The sequence below is a fragment of the Neisseria sicca 4320 genome, assembly GCF_000193735.1.
GTDB classification, from domain to species: domain Bacteria; phylum Pseudomonadota; class Gammaproteobacteria; order Burkholderiales; family Neisseriaceae; genus Neisseria; species Neisseria sicca_E.
Genome location: NZ_AEPF01000078.1, coordinates 14,273 through 30,850 on the forward strand (window position 1 = coordinate 14,273; position 16,578 = coordinate 30,850).

The 16,578-nt window shown below is 48.4% G+C and carries 15 protein-coding genes; 7 read left to right on the forward strand and 8 right to left on the reverse strand.

Features of this window, described 5'->3' with window-relative positions; genetic code table 11:
• Positions 1-8: 8 nt before the first annotated feature.
• The 3 genes from ccsB to NSCA4_RS0107815 form a co-directional block, all read right to left on the reverse strand.
• Positions 9-1,196, reverse strand: coding sequence for a c-type cytochrome biogenesis protein CcsB (gene ccsB, locus NSCA4_RS0107805; RefSeq protein ID WP_016687611.1), 1,188 nt, complete (start codon positions 1,194-1,196; stop codon positions 9-11).
• Positions 1,186-3,141: a cytochrome c biogenesis protein ResB gene (locus NSCA4_RS0107810; RefSeq protein WP_036538279.1), complete on the reverse strand. Its 1,956-nt coding sequence runs from the start codon at positions 3,139-3,141 to the stop codon at positions 1,186-1,188. Before NSCA4_RS0107810 ends, ccsB begins: the two co-directional genes overlap by 11 nt.
• Before the next feature lie 322 nt (positions 3,142-3,463).
• Entirely contained in the window at positions 3,464-4,090 is a 627-nt protein-coding gene (locus tag NSCA4_RS0107815; protein ID WP_016687613.1) for a c-type cytochrome, read from the reverse strand.
• Positions 4,091-4,290: 200 nt separating this feature from the next.
• On the opposite strand from NSCA4_RS0107815, the gene yihA reads away from it, so the two are divergent.
• Complete coding sequence (yihA, locus tag NSCA4_RS0107820) at positions 4,291-4,926, forward strand: ribosome biogenesis GTP-binding protein YihA/YsxC (protein ID WP_016687614.1); 636 nt, start codon at positions 4,291-4,293, stop codon at positions 4,924-4,926.
• Positions 4,927-5,298: 372 nt separating this feature from the next.
• On the opposite strand, the gene NSCA4_RS0107825 is transcribed toward yihA, so the two are convergent.
• The 4 genes from NSCA4_RS0107825 to NSCA4_RS0107840 form a co-directional block, all read right to left on the reverse strand.
• A complete protein-coding gene (locus NSCA4_RS0107825; protein ID WP_003744403.1) occupies positions 5,299-5,736 on the reverse strand; it encodes an ExbD/TolR family protein in 438 nt (145 codons plus the stop codon).
• 3 nt (positions 5,737-5,739) lie between these two features.
• Positions 5,740-6,399, reverse strand: a complete 660-nt coding sequence (locus NSCA4_RS0107830) for a MotA/TolQ/ExbB proton channel family protein (RefSeq protein ID WP_003744404.1) — start codon at positions 6,397-6,399, stop codon at positions 5,740-5,742.
• A 67-nt stretch (positions 6,400-6,466) separates the two neighbouring features.
• Positions 6,467-7,408 (reverse strand): TonB family protein, encoded by a 942-nt coding sequence (locus NSCA4_RS0107835; RefSeq protein WP_016687615.1) that lies wholly within the window; start codon positions 7,406-7,408, stop codon positions 6,467-6,469.
• Positions 7,409-7,917: 509 nt separating this feature from the next.
• Positions 7,918-8,382 carry an RrF2 family transcriptional regulator gene (locus NSCA4_RS0107840; protein WP_003744407.1) on the reverse strand — a complete coding sequence of 155 codons (465 nt, stop codon included), beginning with the start codon at positions 8,380-8,382 and terminating at the stop codon, positions 7,918-7,920.
• A gap of 169 nt (positions 8,383-8,551) precedes the next feature.
• Here NSCA4_RS0107840 and NSCA4_RS0107845 point away from each other — a divergent pair, with 169 nt between their 5' ends.
• Complete coding sequence (locus tag NSCA4_RS0107845; RefSeq protein ID WP_029609648.1) at positions 8,552-8,932, forward strand: hemerythrin domain-containing protein; 381 nt, start codon at positions 8,552-8,554, stop codon at positions 8,930-8,932.
• Between the two features lie 111 nt (positions 8,933-9,043).
• Positions 9,044-10,201, forward strand: coding sequence for an NnrS family protein (locus NSCA4_RS0107850; RefSeq protein ID WP_016687618.1), 1,158 nt, complete (start codon positions 9,044-9,046; stop codon positions 10,199-10,201).
• A 337-nt stretch (positions 10,202-10,538) separates the two neighbouring features.
• On the opposite strand, the gene pilC is transcribed toward NSCA4_RS0107850, so the two are convergent.
• Complete coding sequence (gene pilC / locus NSCA4_RS0107855; protein WP_016687619.1) at positions 10,539-13,859, reverse strand: PilC family type IV pilus tip adhesin; 3,321 nt, start codon at positions 13,857-13,859, stop codon at positions 10,539-10,541.
• A 385-nt stretch (positions 13,860-14,244) separates the two neighbouring features.
• On the opposite strand from pilC, the gene carA reads away from it, so the two are divergent.
• The 4 genes from carA (at position 14,245) to NSCA4_RS15075 (ending at position 16,543) form a co-directional block, all read left to right on the forward strand.
• A complete protein-coding gene (gene carA / locus NSCA4_RS0107865) occupies positions 14,245-15,372 on the forward strand; it encodes a glutamine-hydrolyzing carbamoyl-phosphate synthase small subunit (protein WP_016687621.1) in 1,128 nt (375 codons plus the stop codon).
• 147 nt (positions 15,373-15,519) lie between these two features.
• Positions 15,520-15,777: a SemiSWEET family transporter gene (locus NSCA4_RS0107870; protein WP_016687622.1), complete on the forward strand. Its 258-nt coding sequence runs from the start codon at positions 15,520-15,522 to the stop codon at positions 15,775-15,777.
• A 166-nt stretch (positions 15,778-15,943) separates the two neighbouring features.
• Positions 15,944-16,333, forward strand: a complete 390-nt coding sequence (locus tag NSCA4_RS0107875) for an endonuclease domain-containing protein (protein ID WP_016687623.1) — start codon at positions 15,944-15,946, stop codon at positions 16,331-16,333.
• Positions 16,334-16,336: 3 nt separating this feature from the next.
• On the forward strand, positions 16,337-16,543 hold the full coding sequence (locus NSCA4_RS15075; RefSeq protein WP_016687624.1) for a hypothetical protein: 207 nt from the start codon (positions 16,337-16,339) through the stop codon (positions 16,541-16,543).
• Positions 16,544-16,578 lie beyond the last annotated feature (35 nt).

Genomic DNA, 16,578 nt, shown 5'->3' on the forward strand with positions numbered 1-16,578 from the left:
CTTGACGCTTACAAGGTGCCGTAAGAGTGCAGGCCGCTCAGGAACATGTTGACGCCGATGAAGGCGAAGGCGGTAACAAAGAGTCCGATGACTGCCCACCATGCGAGGATTTTGCCGCGCCAGCCTGCGACGAGGCGCAGGTGCAGCCAGACGGCGTAGTTGAGCCAGACGATGAATGCCCAAGTTTCTTTCGGGTCCCAGCTCCAGTAGCGTCCCCATGCATCGGCAGCCCATAGTGCGCCGAGGATGGTGGCGATGGTGAAGAACAGAAAGCCGATGGCGATGGCTTTATACATGACTTCTTCGATGACTTGCGAATGCGGCAGCCATGATTTTTTGCCGGCGTTTTCGGTTCTCAATGCCCAAAGTTCGGCGATGCCGAGCATGGCGGCGATACAGAATGCGCCGTAGCCGATAAAGTTGGCGGGGACGTGGATTTTCATCCACCATGATTGCAGGGCGGGAATCAGGGGTTGGATGGTGTGTGCTTCGCGGGAAAAGCTGTACCAAAGGACGAAGCCGACAACGATCGCCATGAAGCTGAAGACGAAGCCGCCGAGTTTTTGTACGGCGAAACGGGCTTCGTAGTAGAGGTACATCAGGGCGGTGATGACGAGGAAGAGGATGAAGACTTCGTAGAGGTTGGAAACGGGGATGTGTCCTGCGTCAGGGCGCAAGAGGTAGCTTTCGTGCCAGCGCACTAAAAGTCCGGTAAAGCCTGCGACGGCGGATACCCAAGCGAATACAGAACCCATGTCGAGCAGGGTGTTGGTGGCGACATTTTTGCGTTGTGCCAACACGGCGCCGGTGATGTAGGCAAAAAGTGCGAAGAAGATGAAGGCGCATTGCCACATAATCGCGGACTGGCTGCTGAGGAAGTATTTGAGCAGGAAGTCGTCGGCGTGTTTGATTTCGCCATCGTAGAGCATGACTGCGCCGTATGCGAGGACGGCACACAAAGGTACAAACCAGCGCATGGGTTTGAAAAACCAGCCTAAAAAGACGGTAATGCCCGCGCTTGCCCACAAAATCACCATTTCGTAGATGTCCATGGTGTGCTGGATGCGGGTTTGGGCGAAGAATGCGCCGGCTGCGGTCAAGAGGGCGAATATGCAGTCGACCGTATTCAAGGACTTGAGGAACGATTTGTGCGTCAGCAGCTCGTGTTCGGGTAGGGGGTTATGGTTATGCGTCATGGTTCAAATCTTTCGCCAGTCGTTGCAGGCTTTGTGTATGTTGCGGAAACTCTTTTTGCAGGTCGCGCTCGTTGCGGCTGGAAGACATGGCAAAGCGGATGCGGTCGTCTGAAAACAGGACCCACGCGCGTTTCTCGCGGATGTAGAACATGAATATCGTGCCGAGAACCAGCAAAACAGAGCCTAAATAGACTAAAAATGCACCGGGCGAACGGGTCATTTGCAAGCCGGAAGAGCGGACTTCTTCAAAGCCATCCAGTTGCAGGAGCATGGGTGCGGGATACTCGGTCAGACCGGTATAGGCGTCCATGCTGTGCAGTAGGAAGCGGTTGCGCGCTTCGTCTTGAGGCCACTCGGTCAGCTTGTATTTTTGGATGGTTTCTTCCAATACGGCATTCATAACGCCGAACAGCATTTCGTAAAAATATCCCTGCATTTTTTCCTGCTGCTCTTTGGGGATGTTTTTGGTGATAAATTCGTCCAACGCCAAATAGCCGCCTTTCGCAAAAATGCCCAAGGTGTTTTCGGCGGCAAGGGTGAATTGCTCGCGGATATTTTCGGGTGCGTTCAAGGTCGCGTTTTGGATGACGGTTTTGCGTGCGGTTTCGTCTTTCAAGAGTTCGCGCATCGCCATGAAGGTATCGGGTTTGGATGTTCTATCGGCAGGAATGCGCAGCCAACGGTATTGCTGTTCCAGACCTGTGCGCGTGCCGGTAATGAAGAAATAATCCTGTTCTTGTTTAACCGGCAGCATGTAGTTTTTATATTCGACAGCCTGCCCCGCTTTGTCGCGGATTCGGTAAACAACGGACGGACCGATGTTGGTGTATTTTTTGTTCTCTTGGGACACGGCGCGCACGTCGTTAATCGCTGATTGCAGGGTTTGCTCTTTTTCAGACGACTTGCCCATGTCTTCTACGTTCATCGACGTGAATTGCTCAAACTCCAGCTTGTAGGAAGTATTGCCGATGTCGAGCGGGAATTCGCGCATAGACGTCGCTTTGAGTGTCAACGGCTCGCGGCTCGGGTTGCCCAAATTCCATGCTTTAAATTTCAAATCGGAGCCGCCGTCGGCAAAGCTCGCTTGATAGATGGTAATGCCGTGCAGCGTCAGCGGATGGTTGACGCGGATGGTGTGTTCGGATTTTTTGCCGCTTTCCTTGTCGGTAATTTCCAAATCGCTGGCAAAATCACGCGGCATACCGGTATTGTAAAAGTCGATGTGGAACTTCTTCAGCTTTACATCAAACGGCAAATCCTGAACCAGCATCCCGTTGTCAGCGTTGAGGAAGACCACGTCCGCACTTTGCCCTTCGGTAATGTTCACATTGCCGCGGAACGACAGGTTTGATGTGCCCAAAATACTTTCAGGCTTGAAGTCTTTGGCATAGACGGAGTGGTTGTCCGGTACGATGCGTCCGGTCAGCATGCCGATTTTCAGCAGCAGGTTGCTGTCTATCAAGCCACCCAAACAAATCACAATCAGCGCGGCATGGGCAAAAATATAACCCCACTTGTTCATCGCCCCTTTTTTGGCGGCAACCAAAACCGACCCGTCTTCGCGTGTTACGGTTTTGCAGCTGAAACCTTGTACTTCGAGATAACGCTGGGCGATTTCAGACGACATCTTGCCTTCCAAAACGGTCGAATGGCGCATCGCAGCCAATGATTTTTCTTTGGCGTTTTCACGGAATGATTTGATTTCACGAAGGAAAGGCGGAACATTGCGAATCAGGCACAAGCTGGTCGATATCACCAAAAACATCATGATGACCACAAACCAAGCGGATGCATAGACATCGTACAAGCCTAAAAAGTTGAAAATCTGCGCCCAAAACGGACCGAATTTCACGACATAATTGACCTGCGGCTGGTTTTGCTGCAACACCGTCCCGATAACCGAAGCGACGCCCAAAAGGCTGAGCAGGGCAACGGCAAAACGCATGGAGCTTAAAAAAGCGAACCAAGGTTTGTGGATAAGAGGGACGGATGAAGAGGATTTGCTCATAGCGGTTTGATTCTATAAGGAATACAAAGACTGTCAGGATTCGGAAGAACCCAAACATTGGAAACGGCGCGGACAGGCAGATATGATGGAGTAAAAAGCCCAGAGCCGCCATTTGAAAAAACTTATTGCCTTAAAAGCGGCAGCTACCATCGCACAAGGTCGTCTGAAAACAACCAAGCCCGGAAGAGCAGGAGTTTTCAGACGACCTCATATTCATGTTCGCCGCAAAAGCGGGCAAACAGTACAAATCCGGCAGAAATCAATGCAGACCTTGGATAAAGTTGGCAACTGAATTCAACTCTTCTTCGGTCATGCGTTTGGCGATGTCTTCCATAATCGCATTTTTGCGTTGTCCGGTTTTATATGCCTTCATTTGATCGACCACATAAGCCATATGTTGGCCGCCTAAGCGCGGATAAGCGACGATTTCAGTGCCGCCGCCCGGAATACCTGCGCCGCTAGGACCATGGCAGGACATACATGCAGGGATTTTTTTATCCACCAAACCGCCGCGGTAGATTTTGCCGCCCAAAACAGGATCATTTTGTTTAGGGTTGGCTTCGCCGGGTTTAGGCTGCTGTTTGGCATAGAATGCGGACACATTCAGGATGTCTTGTTCGGACAGGTTCATCACCATAGGTTTCATCACAGCGGCAGAGCCGTGTGTACGTTTGCCTTCTTTAATGTCCAAGGTTTGACGGTAGATATAGCCAGTATGTTGTGCGGCAAGCTTAGGATATGCAGCAATACCGCTGTTACCGTCTGCCGCATGACATGCCGCACAAATGGTAGTAGCCACTTCTTTGCCTTTTGCAATATCCGCTTTCGGGGCAGCGACAGCCGCACCGGCAGCCAAAACCAAGGCCGCTAAAGTCAATCGTTTCATGGAGTGCTCCTGATTACAGCATTGCATACCGCGACAATGCCTTTTTTATACTCAAAACGCCGGATAAATTTTACCCGATAAAAACCGATAATTCTATAAACGTGCTATTCTATACTAGATTTACATTAAATTACTACCATGTTTCGCAACATGGATACGGCAAATTCCGCCACTCCATCCTAGGAAACAAGGAAATACGGATGAACCTCTTTCAGAACGCCAAATTCTTCACCACCGTCAACCATCTCAAAGACCTGCCCGATACGCCCGCAGAAATCGCATTTGTCGGACGGAGTAACGCAGGCAAATCCAGTGCGATTAATACCCTGACCAACCATGTCCGGCTCGCCTATGTTTCCAAAACGCCGGGACGAACCCAACACATCAATTTCTTCGAATTGAGCAACGGCAGCTTCATGGTCGATTTACCGGGCTACGGCTATGCACAAGTTCCCGAAGCCATCCGTACGCATTGGGTCAAACTCTTGGGCGACTATCTCCAACAACGACGTCAGCTCATCGGCTTGGTGTTGATTATGGATGTGCGCCACCCGTTAAAAGAGCTGGATTTGCGGATGCTGGACTTTTTCCACATCACCGGCCGCCCTGTACATATTTTGTTGTCGAAAGCCGACAAACTCTCGAAAAACGATCAAATCAAAACTTTGGGCGCAGTCAAAAAATCGCTCAAACCCTATATGACCCGTCAGCGCATCAGCGTGCAGCTGTTCTCCAGCCTTAAAAAGCAAGGCATAGAAGAAGTCAACCAAGTCGTCGGAGAATGGTTCGCTACGTATCAAGAAGAAATCGACAACTTAAATATTGAAAATCCGTAAAATTCCGAGTCATTGTAATCGGTCGTAGTATTCTCCGTATTGACGGGACGCAAATCCGTACTATTCCTGTTGTATTTAACACGAAAGGTCGTCTGAAAACGCTTGATAGTGATTCAGACGACCTTTATCACTTCCCTAGCCTATCACCTGCCCAATGCTTACCTTGTTGAGGAAGATATAGTGGATTAAATTTAAATCAGGACAAGGCGACGAAGCCGCAGACAGTACAGGTAGTACGGCAAGGCGAGGCAACGCCGTACTGGTTTAAAGTTAATCCACTATAGCAAAGGCAAAGAGTGGCAACCCATTATAAAAAGGTCGTCTGAAAAGTCTTTAGCCTTTCAGACGACCTTTTATCATATATTGATAATCCTATTGCGCCTTAGTTTCAGTTACAAAGCCGACTTTACTGATACCGGCTTCACGCGCGGCTTCGAGCGCCTTGTTGACGTATTCGTACTCGACTGCTTTATCAGCCGCAATCGCTATGATGGTATCCGCATTTTCCTGCTTCTCGGTTTTCAAACGTGAAATCACCGTATCAATATCGACTTTAGTAGCAGAATCACCACCGACATAGTAGCTGCCGTTGGCATCTATCGTCAGTCGCAGCGGGTCTTTAGGCTGTTTCTCCTTCTGCTTTGCCGCTTTTTCCGAAGCGGTCGGCAATTCCAAAGGAATCGAGTGGGTCAATACAGGCATGGTGATCATGAAAACAATCAACAACACCAGCATCACATCGACCAAAGGCGTAACGTTGATGTCCGACATCGGCGCGTCATCGCCGGAATTCATTGAACCGAATGCCATAATTTAGTCCTTTTGATTCAACAGGCGGACGTGCAAATCGTGTGCAAAAGCGTCCATATCTTGAGAGAGGGTTTTCTTACCGCGATTGAGGAAGTTGTACGCCAAAACAGCAGGAATGGCGACAAACAAACCGGCAGCAGTGGATACCAGCGCCTCACCAATCGGACCGGCAACGGCAGCAATACTCATTTGCCCACTTTGACCGATATTGATTAAAGCATGGTAAATTCCCCAAACCGTACCGAACAAACCGATAAACGGAGCGGTTGCACCAATGGACGCTAAAGCAGTCATACCGTAGTCAAACTGGCGCATAGCTTGCTCCATGCTGTTTCGGATTTGAATGACAAGGTATTCATTCAAAGGCAGCTCGGTAGTAAGTGTTTTCGCATTGCTTTGACGATAGCTTTGGTAAGCACGCAAAGATTCGTCCGCTACACGGCTCATTGGTGAATCAATGCTCTTCACTTTCTGTACCGCTTCCGACAGCGTAAAAGCATTCAGCATTTGCGTTTTCACTTCAGCATTGGCACTTTTGGCTTTTTTCAGTTTGATAGTGCGCAGGATAATCAGACACCAAGTAACAATGCTCATCAACAGCATCAGTACGAATACACTGATCAGGACGAAATCGCCTGATTCAAACACTAATTTCAAATCCATAATTTTTCCAGATTAAAAATAAAATTAAAAATTTCTTTTTGTCAAAATACAGGTAATTCGCGTTCATTTACTGAAGTTGGAAATTAATTTTACCTCGGTATTCTGTCAAACGGTTTGTGGGGTATCGGCTGCCGGCGGCAGTCGCTGCCTTCCTTGCTGCATTATCTAAACGTTGGAATCCGCTACTTTTAGTTACGGTAACTTTCACAACCTTACCACCGGGTTGAACAAGAATAGATAAATGCACTGTCCCTTCCTCTCCGTTTTCTAGAGAGAGAGGCGGATAAGCCGGAGTAGGGAGGAAACCTTTATCTACGATAGCAGGAGGACCACCGCTTCCACCTCCGCCTCCGGCGCCTCCGCCGCTACCGGTACCTGATCCATGTTCACCTTTGGCACCGCCACTGCCTGATCCACTGCCTTCACCGCGCCCGCTGCCGGTACCTTTCGTACCGCCACCACTTCCTTTACCCTCACCGTGAAGGGCCTTACCTTCTCCACTGCCTTTTCCGTTTTCCGCAGTATTCGGACCGGTTTTAGTACCGGTGTATTCCGAGGCTTGAGGCGCAGGTTTGGATTCTGTTTTAGGTTCAGGCTTAGGCTCTGGGCGTGGCTCCGGTTTAGGCTCAGGTTTGGGTTCCGGCTTAGGTTCGGGTTTCGGTTTTTCAACCGGCTTCGGCTTCTCTTTAGGCTGCTGGATATCAGCATCCTCTTTTTTCGTCACCACCGGCTTGATAACAGGCTTTGGAGGCTCAACCGGCTTAGGTTTCGGCCTTGGCTTTGGTTTTTCAGGCTCAGGCGTCTTTTCCGGAGCTGCCGGCGCACCTTCGCCTTCAGGACTACCGTCTCCGCCACCATCACCGCCCAAATCTGCCAAATCGACAAACTCAATATTCATCATTTCCGGCAAAGGCGGCTTGTGTGCTTGCCATAACAACGCGACCAAACCCGCGTGGATTAAAACCACCGAGATGACGACTGCTGGAGTTGAAATTCGTTCTTTATTCATAATCGACGCATGATAATAGCAACAATTTTTGTTTGCAACCTATTTTTACATTTGTTTTTAAAGTGAATATCCATCTGAGAATATTTCTTCAACTTAATATCATACGGCATAATATTTTGATATTGCTATTCATTATCACAACAAAACAAAAGAAAAAGAGGACACAATGCCTCATTTGGTTGCATTAGAATGCGGTTAACAGAAAAAGTTCAAAATTTATAATATAACGTACAGATAAAATAACAACAATGGGGTAACGCCCCGTCAAACAAATGGCACAAACATTATTGCCATAGGGTTTATTCAGATTTATTTCCAGCCCCATCAACAAGAAACTGACAAGAACAGGAAAAACAAACCTATTTCGTTTACCTATTTATAGGTCGTCTGAAAATAAAACTTACCCATACAAGCATATTACGATTACAAAAATACGCCTGATAATTTCCACTACCACCTAACCTACAGACCCTATCAAAACTTTCGCATACTCTATTTGACGGGTTAAATCATGCTGTTTTGCCGTTCACTTTTTCTGCAATGATTTCAATTTTCGGTTCATACAACAAATCATAAGTCGGCTTATTAAGCAAATCTTGCAAAGTAAATCCGTCCAAATGTGCAAAGAAAGCCTTAATCGCTCCGCCCAAAATACCGGCGAGACGGCAGGACGGCGTAATCAGGCATTCGTTGTTTTCACCCATGCATTCGACAATCTGCATAGGTTCGAGATGGCGCACGACTGCGCCAACGTTGATTTTGTCGGGAGTATCGGCAAGACGCAGTCCGCCTCCTTTCCCTCTTGTACTGGTTAGAAATCCGCCTTTGACAAGCGCGGTAACGACTTTCATCAGATGACTTTTGGAAATATTGTAGGCTTCGGCAATGGTTCCGATATTGACTAACGAATCGTCGTTTACGGCCGCATAAATCAATACCCGCAGACCATAATCCGTATGTTGCGTCAGATACATGGTTTTCTCTGTTTGAATATATTATTTTTTGGAACGGCGGCAGTGTCCATAGTGGAGAACTGTCGCCGTTATGTGTTTGACTTTATATATGATTAAGTTTCATAATATCTGAAACATTTAAATTAATCCAGTGTAGATTGATAATTTATTATCATTATAATCAAATATTATGAAGCCGTTAAAACGCCATCCAGCACTTATCGAACTTTCCCGCGAACACCATCATGCCCTTTCGCTCTGTGTCCGTCTTCTGCGTACGCCTGCTGAAAGCCATCAGACAGAGTTGGAAGCCCATTTCCTTGAATTAGAACCGCATTTTGCCGAAGAAGAGGTCATGTTTGCTCCATATTGGCAAAATATCCCCTCTGTGATGCGTGAGCGTTTCGAGGCGGAACACGCCAAATTGCGCGGCATGATGGCAAATCCTGAATATCTTAATGAAGAGTGGAATAAGGATTTTGCCGTTACCCTGCGCGACCATGCCCGTTTTGAAGAACGCGAACTGTTTCCCGCAGTCGAGCCGTTCCTGCCGCCGCCTGAAGGAATCTGACAAAAAGGTCGTCTGAAAAGTCAAAAACGCGATGTCAGCTTTTTCAGACGACCCCTTCCTATCCATTCAAATTCAAAATAAACCATTCCAAATACAAACCAAGGAACTACCATGACCGCCTTTTTCAAACACCCTGTTTGGGCAATGGCATTCCGCCCGTTCTACTCGCTGGCGGCACTATACGGCGCACTGTCCATCCTGCTTTGGGGCTTCGGCTACACGGGTACGGGCGAGTTGCGCGGCTTTTACTGGCACGCCCATGAAATGATTTGGGGCTATGCCGGACTTGTCGTCATCGCCTTTTTGTTGACCGCCGTTGCCACATGGACGGGGCAGCCGCCTACACGCGGCGGCGTTTTGGTCGGATTGACCGCATTTTGGTTGGCGGCAAGGATTGCAGTTTTCATTCCGGGTTGGGGCGCAACCGCAAGCGGCATACTGGGCACACTGTTTTTCTGGTATGGTGCAGTGTGCATGGCATTGCCCGTTATCCGGTCTAAGAACAAACGAAACTACGTCGCCGTATTCGCCATCTTCGTCTTGGGCGGAACACACGCCGCATTCCACTTCCAATTGCATGCTGGAAACGCAGCCGCACTTCTCAGCGGGTTGCAGTCCGGTTTGATTATGGTCGCGGGCTTTATCGGCCTTATCGGTATGCGGATCATTTCCTTCTTTACCTCCAAACGCCTGAATGTTCCGCAAATCCTCAGCCCGGCATGGGTGGCACACGCATCCCTTTGGTTGCCTATGTTGACCGCCATGCTGATGGCGCACCATGCCCTGCCTTGGCTTTCATCTGCTTTTGCCTTTGCAGCGGGCGTGATTTTTACCGTACAGGTTTACCGCTGGTGGTATAAAGCCGTTTTGAAAGAACCGATGCTGTGGATTTTGTTCGCAGGCTATTTGTTCACAGGCTTGGGACTGATTGCCGTCGGCGTTTCTTACTTCCACGCCTCATTCCTCAACCTCGGCGTACACCTTATCGGCGTCGGCGGTATTGGTGTTTTGACCTTAGGGATGATGGCGCGCACCGCGCTCGGGCATACCGGCAACTCTATCTACCCGTCGCCCAAATCCGTACCCGTCGCCTTTTGGCTGATGATTGCTTCCACGGTTATCCGCATCATTGCCACCTTCGTCAGCGGCAACGGTTATGTACACAGTATCCGTACCTCCTCGGTCCTCTTTGCGCTGGCGTTGCTGCTTTACGCATGGAAATACATCCCTTGGCTCATCCGTCCGCGTGCGGATGGCAAACCGGGTTAATCGAATCAAGCATATCAAAAGGTCGTCTGAAACCTGTTTTAAGGTTTCAGACGACCTTTCTTTTTATCAATCAGACTCCCGTGTCCAATACATCTCGGCCAACTGTATTCGATAGCAGCAAAAAATAAGCTTGGCCTGACGACCAATGTTGCGCCGCAATATTTATTATGAAATTTAGCGTGGGACTTACCCGCGCAAAAGCCCCAGTTTACTGATCGCTCAAAATTCAATGAATAACTAAAAGAGCCATGCAAAAGAAAAAGGAAAGGTCGTCTGAAAACCTGTTTCCAAGTTTTCAAACGACCTTTCTATCGGATGCGACGTTTAACTAAACCAATCAGAAAAACAGCTCGCGCCAGCTGATACGTTGCAGACCACAGATACGGCCTTTCACTTCCAGTGATTCACCTTTATTCAAGAGCAAGCTACGCTGGTCTCCCTCTTTACCTGAGAAGCATTTGTTGTTAGGCGTACCAGAACCCAACCCAAGCTCTTTATCCGTACCGGTTCCACCGCTGTCACCATCGGCGGTAACGGGATCGTCCGTACGCTTGTTCGGATCGATAAAGGTGAAGCTGACAATACCTTCTCGAGTCAAACCGTTGGCGTATTGCGTACCGAAACCACCATCATCACGAATAAAAGGCGTAAAGCGTGCACTACGGCTATTGAGTGCACCGCCGTTATCAGCATTGATACCGAGGAAGGTAGTGCTGGTTACCGTTGACTTATTGTTGCTGACAGGCAGACACAAGTCTTTTTCCGCTTCTTCCTTGCCGATGGTCTTACCAACATCGGAAGTGTACTTGCGTATTGTAACGATGGCAGTACGCAGAATCATGGTCGGCTTAAGTGAAACACGCTCACCTTCGCGCAAGTCAATTTTCCAACCTTTTTGAGTGTCCGCAACCTGATGGTTGCTCAGGTAAACATAGCCCTCTTGCCCCTCTTTATCTTTAAGAATCTCCTGTTGCTGCAAATCACTTTCAGAAGCAGGGGTTACATCCTTGCTCTGTGCCGAATCTTTCTCACTGGGTGTAAAATCTTCATAAATACCATAAATAGATTGTATATTCTTATCACCTAAATCATTTTGATAAATTTCACTACCCGTACCGAAAATTACAACATATTTATTCGCACTTCGGCGCGAAACAGCAGGGGCTGAAGTAATTGGCTTAGTGGGTGACCCTGTAAAAATTTTGACTGGAGTCCATTTATCCGGTGTTTCACCACGCAGGTCGAAGCGGTACATATTACCCCCTCTGTCGCCTGCAAAGGCAAAATCGACAACCCCGTCAAAATCGGTATCAAGCAACGTCGGTGTAGACAGCCCGCCTACACCGCCATCAACTTTAATTTTCGTTAACAAATTGCCAGCCTTACCGGCATCATCTCCGCGTTTCTTGCCTGTGCCGACTTCTTTACCAAGCATTTCGTAAACATATAACGCAGTCTCGTTGGTTGCTGCATCTTTTTCTTCAGCTGCGTAGCCACTGGCAAGGAAGCCCGCATAACGAATGTTTTCCTCCAGTTTGGCACTACCATCAGTTTCACGTTTGATGGAAACGCGACCGATTTGCGGCGTACCGATAGTAAAGCCCAAATTATTGTCTTTCCCTTTGGCAGTTTCAAACAAAGGAACTTTATCGCTCAAAGCAGCCGCATCCAAACCGGTATTGGTGGTTTGATCTTCTTTACCGCCTATATTGAGAGCGTATGCACCACGTCCGCCTTGTCCCATTGCACCAAACATAAAGACACGTTGCTGAAACTTACCGCCTTGTTCTGCAACAGGAGTCTGACGCAGGGTAAAACCGCCGTTTACACCATATTTATGGTTTTCAATGGATTTTCCGTAATCCGCATGTGCAATGTCTTTCAATACTTTGGCAAGCGTAATCGGGTTACCTGACGCATCGTTTTCGCGCTCCATTGCAGAAGGAAGATAGCTGACTTTCAAATCATAAGGATGGTTACCATCCGTACTTTGGAAAATATGCACCATACCGTCATTGGCTGCGGCAACCAAATATTTGCGGCGACCATGCTCCTGATTACCGACTGCAGCAACGGATCCATCCAAAATATCGCCCAAATCACGCTCTCCGGCCTTACGGACACGGTAAGGACTATATGCACTGTCATCGCTACCGACCCTGCCTGTCCAATTGAGCAATTTTTTCCATTCGTCACCATTAGTACTCTCAATGCCAAAATAGGCATTGTTGACTTTATCAGCAGGAATGTCATCAATAGAGTATGTATTAGAACCCGTGTTAATCAACGTTTTACGGTGACCGAAAGAAGGCTGTGTCACCATACCTTCTCTTCTACCATCACTATCATTCAATTTATTGAATAAAATCTGGCTACTCCAAGATCCAGTATTCAGTTTAATGGTTGCTGCCAGATCAGGAATACCACTGCTGGAAGTTGCAGGCGCAGTACCACCCTCACCTTCAAAAGGAATGCTTGCACTATCATCACTGATCTGACTGATAATTTTCTCAAAGGCCTTATATAAATCATCAGGTTTCGCAGCGTTAAAATACCAGCCATCACGACTTGCACCCCTTATGAGGTATTGCTCACCAGCCGGAGAAATGCCGTTACCAAAACCAACAGTGAAGGTTTGTACCGTTTGTTTACTGTAATCCACGCCCTTAGGGTCAATATTTGGATCGCCATCCCAGCTCACCCCAGCAGCATCAACACGGTCTACGGCAGCAGTTTTAATGTCTTTGACATCAAGCTTGCGGCTAAAAAATGCCATACCGCCCTCGACCCCTCTGTATCTGTTGGCAGTATCCCAGAATTTCGAATAGTGTACATTTTCCCTCTTATCTCTACATGTATCAGCCAAGTCGTAAATGCTGAAATCTCTCATCGGAGACTGGCCAAAATATTTGTAAGCAGTAATAAACGGTTCCGTCCGATAAAGATCTGCCTCGTAGTTGAGGTATGCACTTGGATAGCTTGAGTTTCTCCGACCGTTATTCCCATCATAGTTAAAACGATAATGAAAACTTGTCCTATCATGATTACAAGAGAAGTTGGCATCACCGTCAGACATCATCACAACATAGGATTTCTGACAGCGGTATTTGATATTCGGCATAACAGCGGATGCAACTACTTCGTAATACCTACGGGTAGCAGGCGTATAACCAGAGGGGCTCATGTTATCTACCAAAGTTTTCATTTGCTCCCATGAGGTATTAAATGTTTCTTCGCTATTCGTATAATTCTTTTTAGTATGTTTTGTAGGATCAGGATTGCTAAAATTATTCTCTGTATTTACCAAGGCCTGCAAACCCCAGTTAAATTTATCCTGATACTTGTCAAGAACCTGATTCAATGCTTTTTTCGTTACATCCATCCTTGATTCTTGCCCAGGAGGGTTCCCTCCCCCTGTAATCGCATTGCGACCCATACTCCCAGAGTTATCAATAAAAAACATGATGTTATGTTTAATTTTCGGCTGTTCGGTAATCTGAGACTCGTTTTGCAAATAAAGCGGGGTTTTGGCAAATTGGGCTTGCGCTTGCGATGCTGCCCCCATAAGGGCGAGCGCGGAGGCGATGCTGTAAATCATCGGACGGACGGTACCGGGGAAACGTGAAAGGTTGTTTTTCATAATGCGTTCTTTTTTCATAAATCGTCGGTTGACGGATGATGACGTTGTTTTTATTTTCTCGGAATGCGATTCTAACATTTACAATGTCATTTATGTGCAGTTCCGAATATTTTTTTGTCTGATACAGGGGACAAATGGTGAAAATGAAACAGACCGCATGATTATTAAGGTAGAAACTATCTTGGGATACAACTTGAACGATGCGGCTTTTTGACGTAGAATGCATTGCTTCTACGGCATAGGCAGCTATGCCTGAAAAAGCACGTTACGCAGCAAAATCAAGGCTGCGGGGCGTGTTTTTTTTTAGCCGATATTTTCTCAGGCGGTCTTTTTTGTAAACAATTTTCAGACGACCCCTGCCCGTTTCTGCAAACCGACCATCATCAGGCAACAGGATTCCATCATGACCACTCCGGCTCTTCTCGTTCTCGCTGACGGCAGCGTATTTCACGGCACATCAATCGGTTACGAAGGTTCGACTTCCGGCGAAGTCGTGTTCAACACTTCCATGACCGGCTATCAGGAAATCCTGACCGACCCGTCCTACTGCAAACAAATCGTTACCCTCACCTACCCCCACATCGGCAACACCGGCGCCAACGCCGAAGATGAAGAAAGCCGCAGCGTTTATGCCGCAGGCTTGATTATCCGCGACCTGCCGTTGCTGCACAGCAACTTCCGCGCCTCCGAAAGCCTGCACGACTATCTGGTGCGCAACAAAACCGTCGCCATCGCCGACATCGACACCCGCCGCCTGACCACGCTGCTGCGCGAAAAAGGTGCACAAGGCGGCGCGATTCTGACCGGCGCAGACGCTACGGTTGAAAAAGCGCAAGAACTCATCGCCGCGTTCGGCAGCATGGTCGGCAAAGATTTGGCAAAAGAAGTTTCCTGCAAAGAAGCCTACGAATGGACCGAAGGCGAATGGGCGTTGGGCAAAGGTTTCGTTACCCCTGCCGAACAACCGTTCCACGTCGTCGCCTACGATTTCGGCGTGAAAACCAACATCCTGCGTATGCTTGCCGCACGCGGCTGCCGCCTGACCGTCGTCCCCGCCCAAACCAGCGCGGAAGATGTGTTGGCGCTCAACCCCGACGGCGTGTTCCTCTCCAACGGCCCCGGCGACCCCGAGCCTTGCACCTACGCCATCGAAGCCGTGCAAAAACTGATGGCAAGCGGCAAACCCATCTTCGGCATCTGCTTGGGACACCAGCTTATCAGCCTCGCCATCGGCGCAAAAACCCTGAAAATGCACTTCAGCCACCACGGCGCGAACCACCCCGTGCAAGACTTGGACAGCGGCAAAGTCGTCATCACCAGCCAAAACCACGGCTTCGCCGTCGATGCCGACACCCTGCCCGCCAACGCAAGAATTACCCACAAATCCTTGTTCGACAGCACCTTGCAAGGCATCGAACTGACCGACAAACCCGTGTTCTGCTTCCAAGGCCACCCCGAAGCGAGCCCCGGTCCGCAAGATGTCGGCTATCTGTTTGACAAATTCATTGACAATATGAAAGCGGCAAAATAATAAGCCGCCTTTTCAGACGACCTCTCAACTCAACAAAGGTCGTCTGAAACCCGATAAAAATCAAAATATAAAAAACAAAAATTCAGACGACCCCTCAACATAATAACGTCGTCTGAAAAACCAAATCCCAAATCAGAAAAGAAAAGCATGACTGAAAAACAAATGCGCATCCTCTCCGTCGTCGCCACTCTGACCGCCGTAGGGATGTACGTTTCCTATATACCGCAAATCCAAAACAACCTGGCTGGCAACCCCGGCTCGCCGTTGCAACCCCTTGTTGCCGCCATCAACTGCACATTATGGGTTGCCTACGGCTTTTTGAAAGAAAAACGCGACTACCCCGTTATGCTGGCAAACGCCCCCGGTATCATTTTGGGCTTGATTACCTTTATCACCAGCTTTTAAGGAAGTTTTCAAACGGCATGTGCAAAATAAAAACGTAAAAGGTCGTCTGAAAAAAGATTGTCTTGCCGCAACATTTAATTCAATCAGCAACCCCATCCCCTCTCCCGTGGGAGAGGGCTAGGGAGAGGGCAGCAAGGCTTGCACAAACAGCAACCCAATAACAAAAATGAACCCGCCCGAAAAACTATTGACTGCCGACAACCCCGCCCTGCATCAACGCGCCAAAGCCATGCGTCAAGAAATGAGCGAGGCGGAAGCAAAATTGTGGCAGCACCTGCGGGCAGGCCGTCTGAACGGCTATAAATTCCGTCGCCAGCAGCCGATAGGAAATTATATTGTTGATTTTATGTGCATAACGCCCAAGCTGATTGTCGAAGCAGACGGCGGGCAGCATACAGAACAAGCCGCATACGACCACGCGCGGACGGCATATCTCAACAGCTTGGGCTTTACCGTGCTGCGTTTTTGGAACCACGAAATTTTGCAGCAGACAAACGATGTACTGGCAGAAATCCTGCGCGTGTTGCAAGAATTGGAAAAGCAGCCTGCACGGTAGCAGATGGCTGATTTTGATTGGATTATTGAAAATAATAGTGTAAAGCTGCCTGAATTGAGCGTTTATAAAGGTCGTCTGAAAAACAAAAAGCAGCCTGCACGATCTGATTTCTTTGCAGAACCCTTCATCCCAATAGCCACCCGTCCTCTCTCCCGTGGGAGAGAGCTAGAGAGAGGGCAACAAGCCGCAAGGCTTGTATTTGGGTGGTGAAGGTGTTGGAAAGGTTACTGCAATTCGGGGAATGC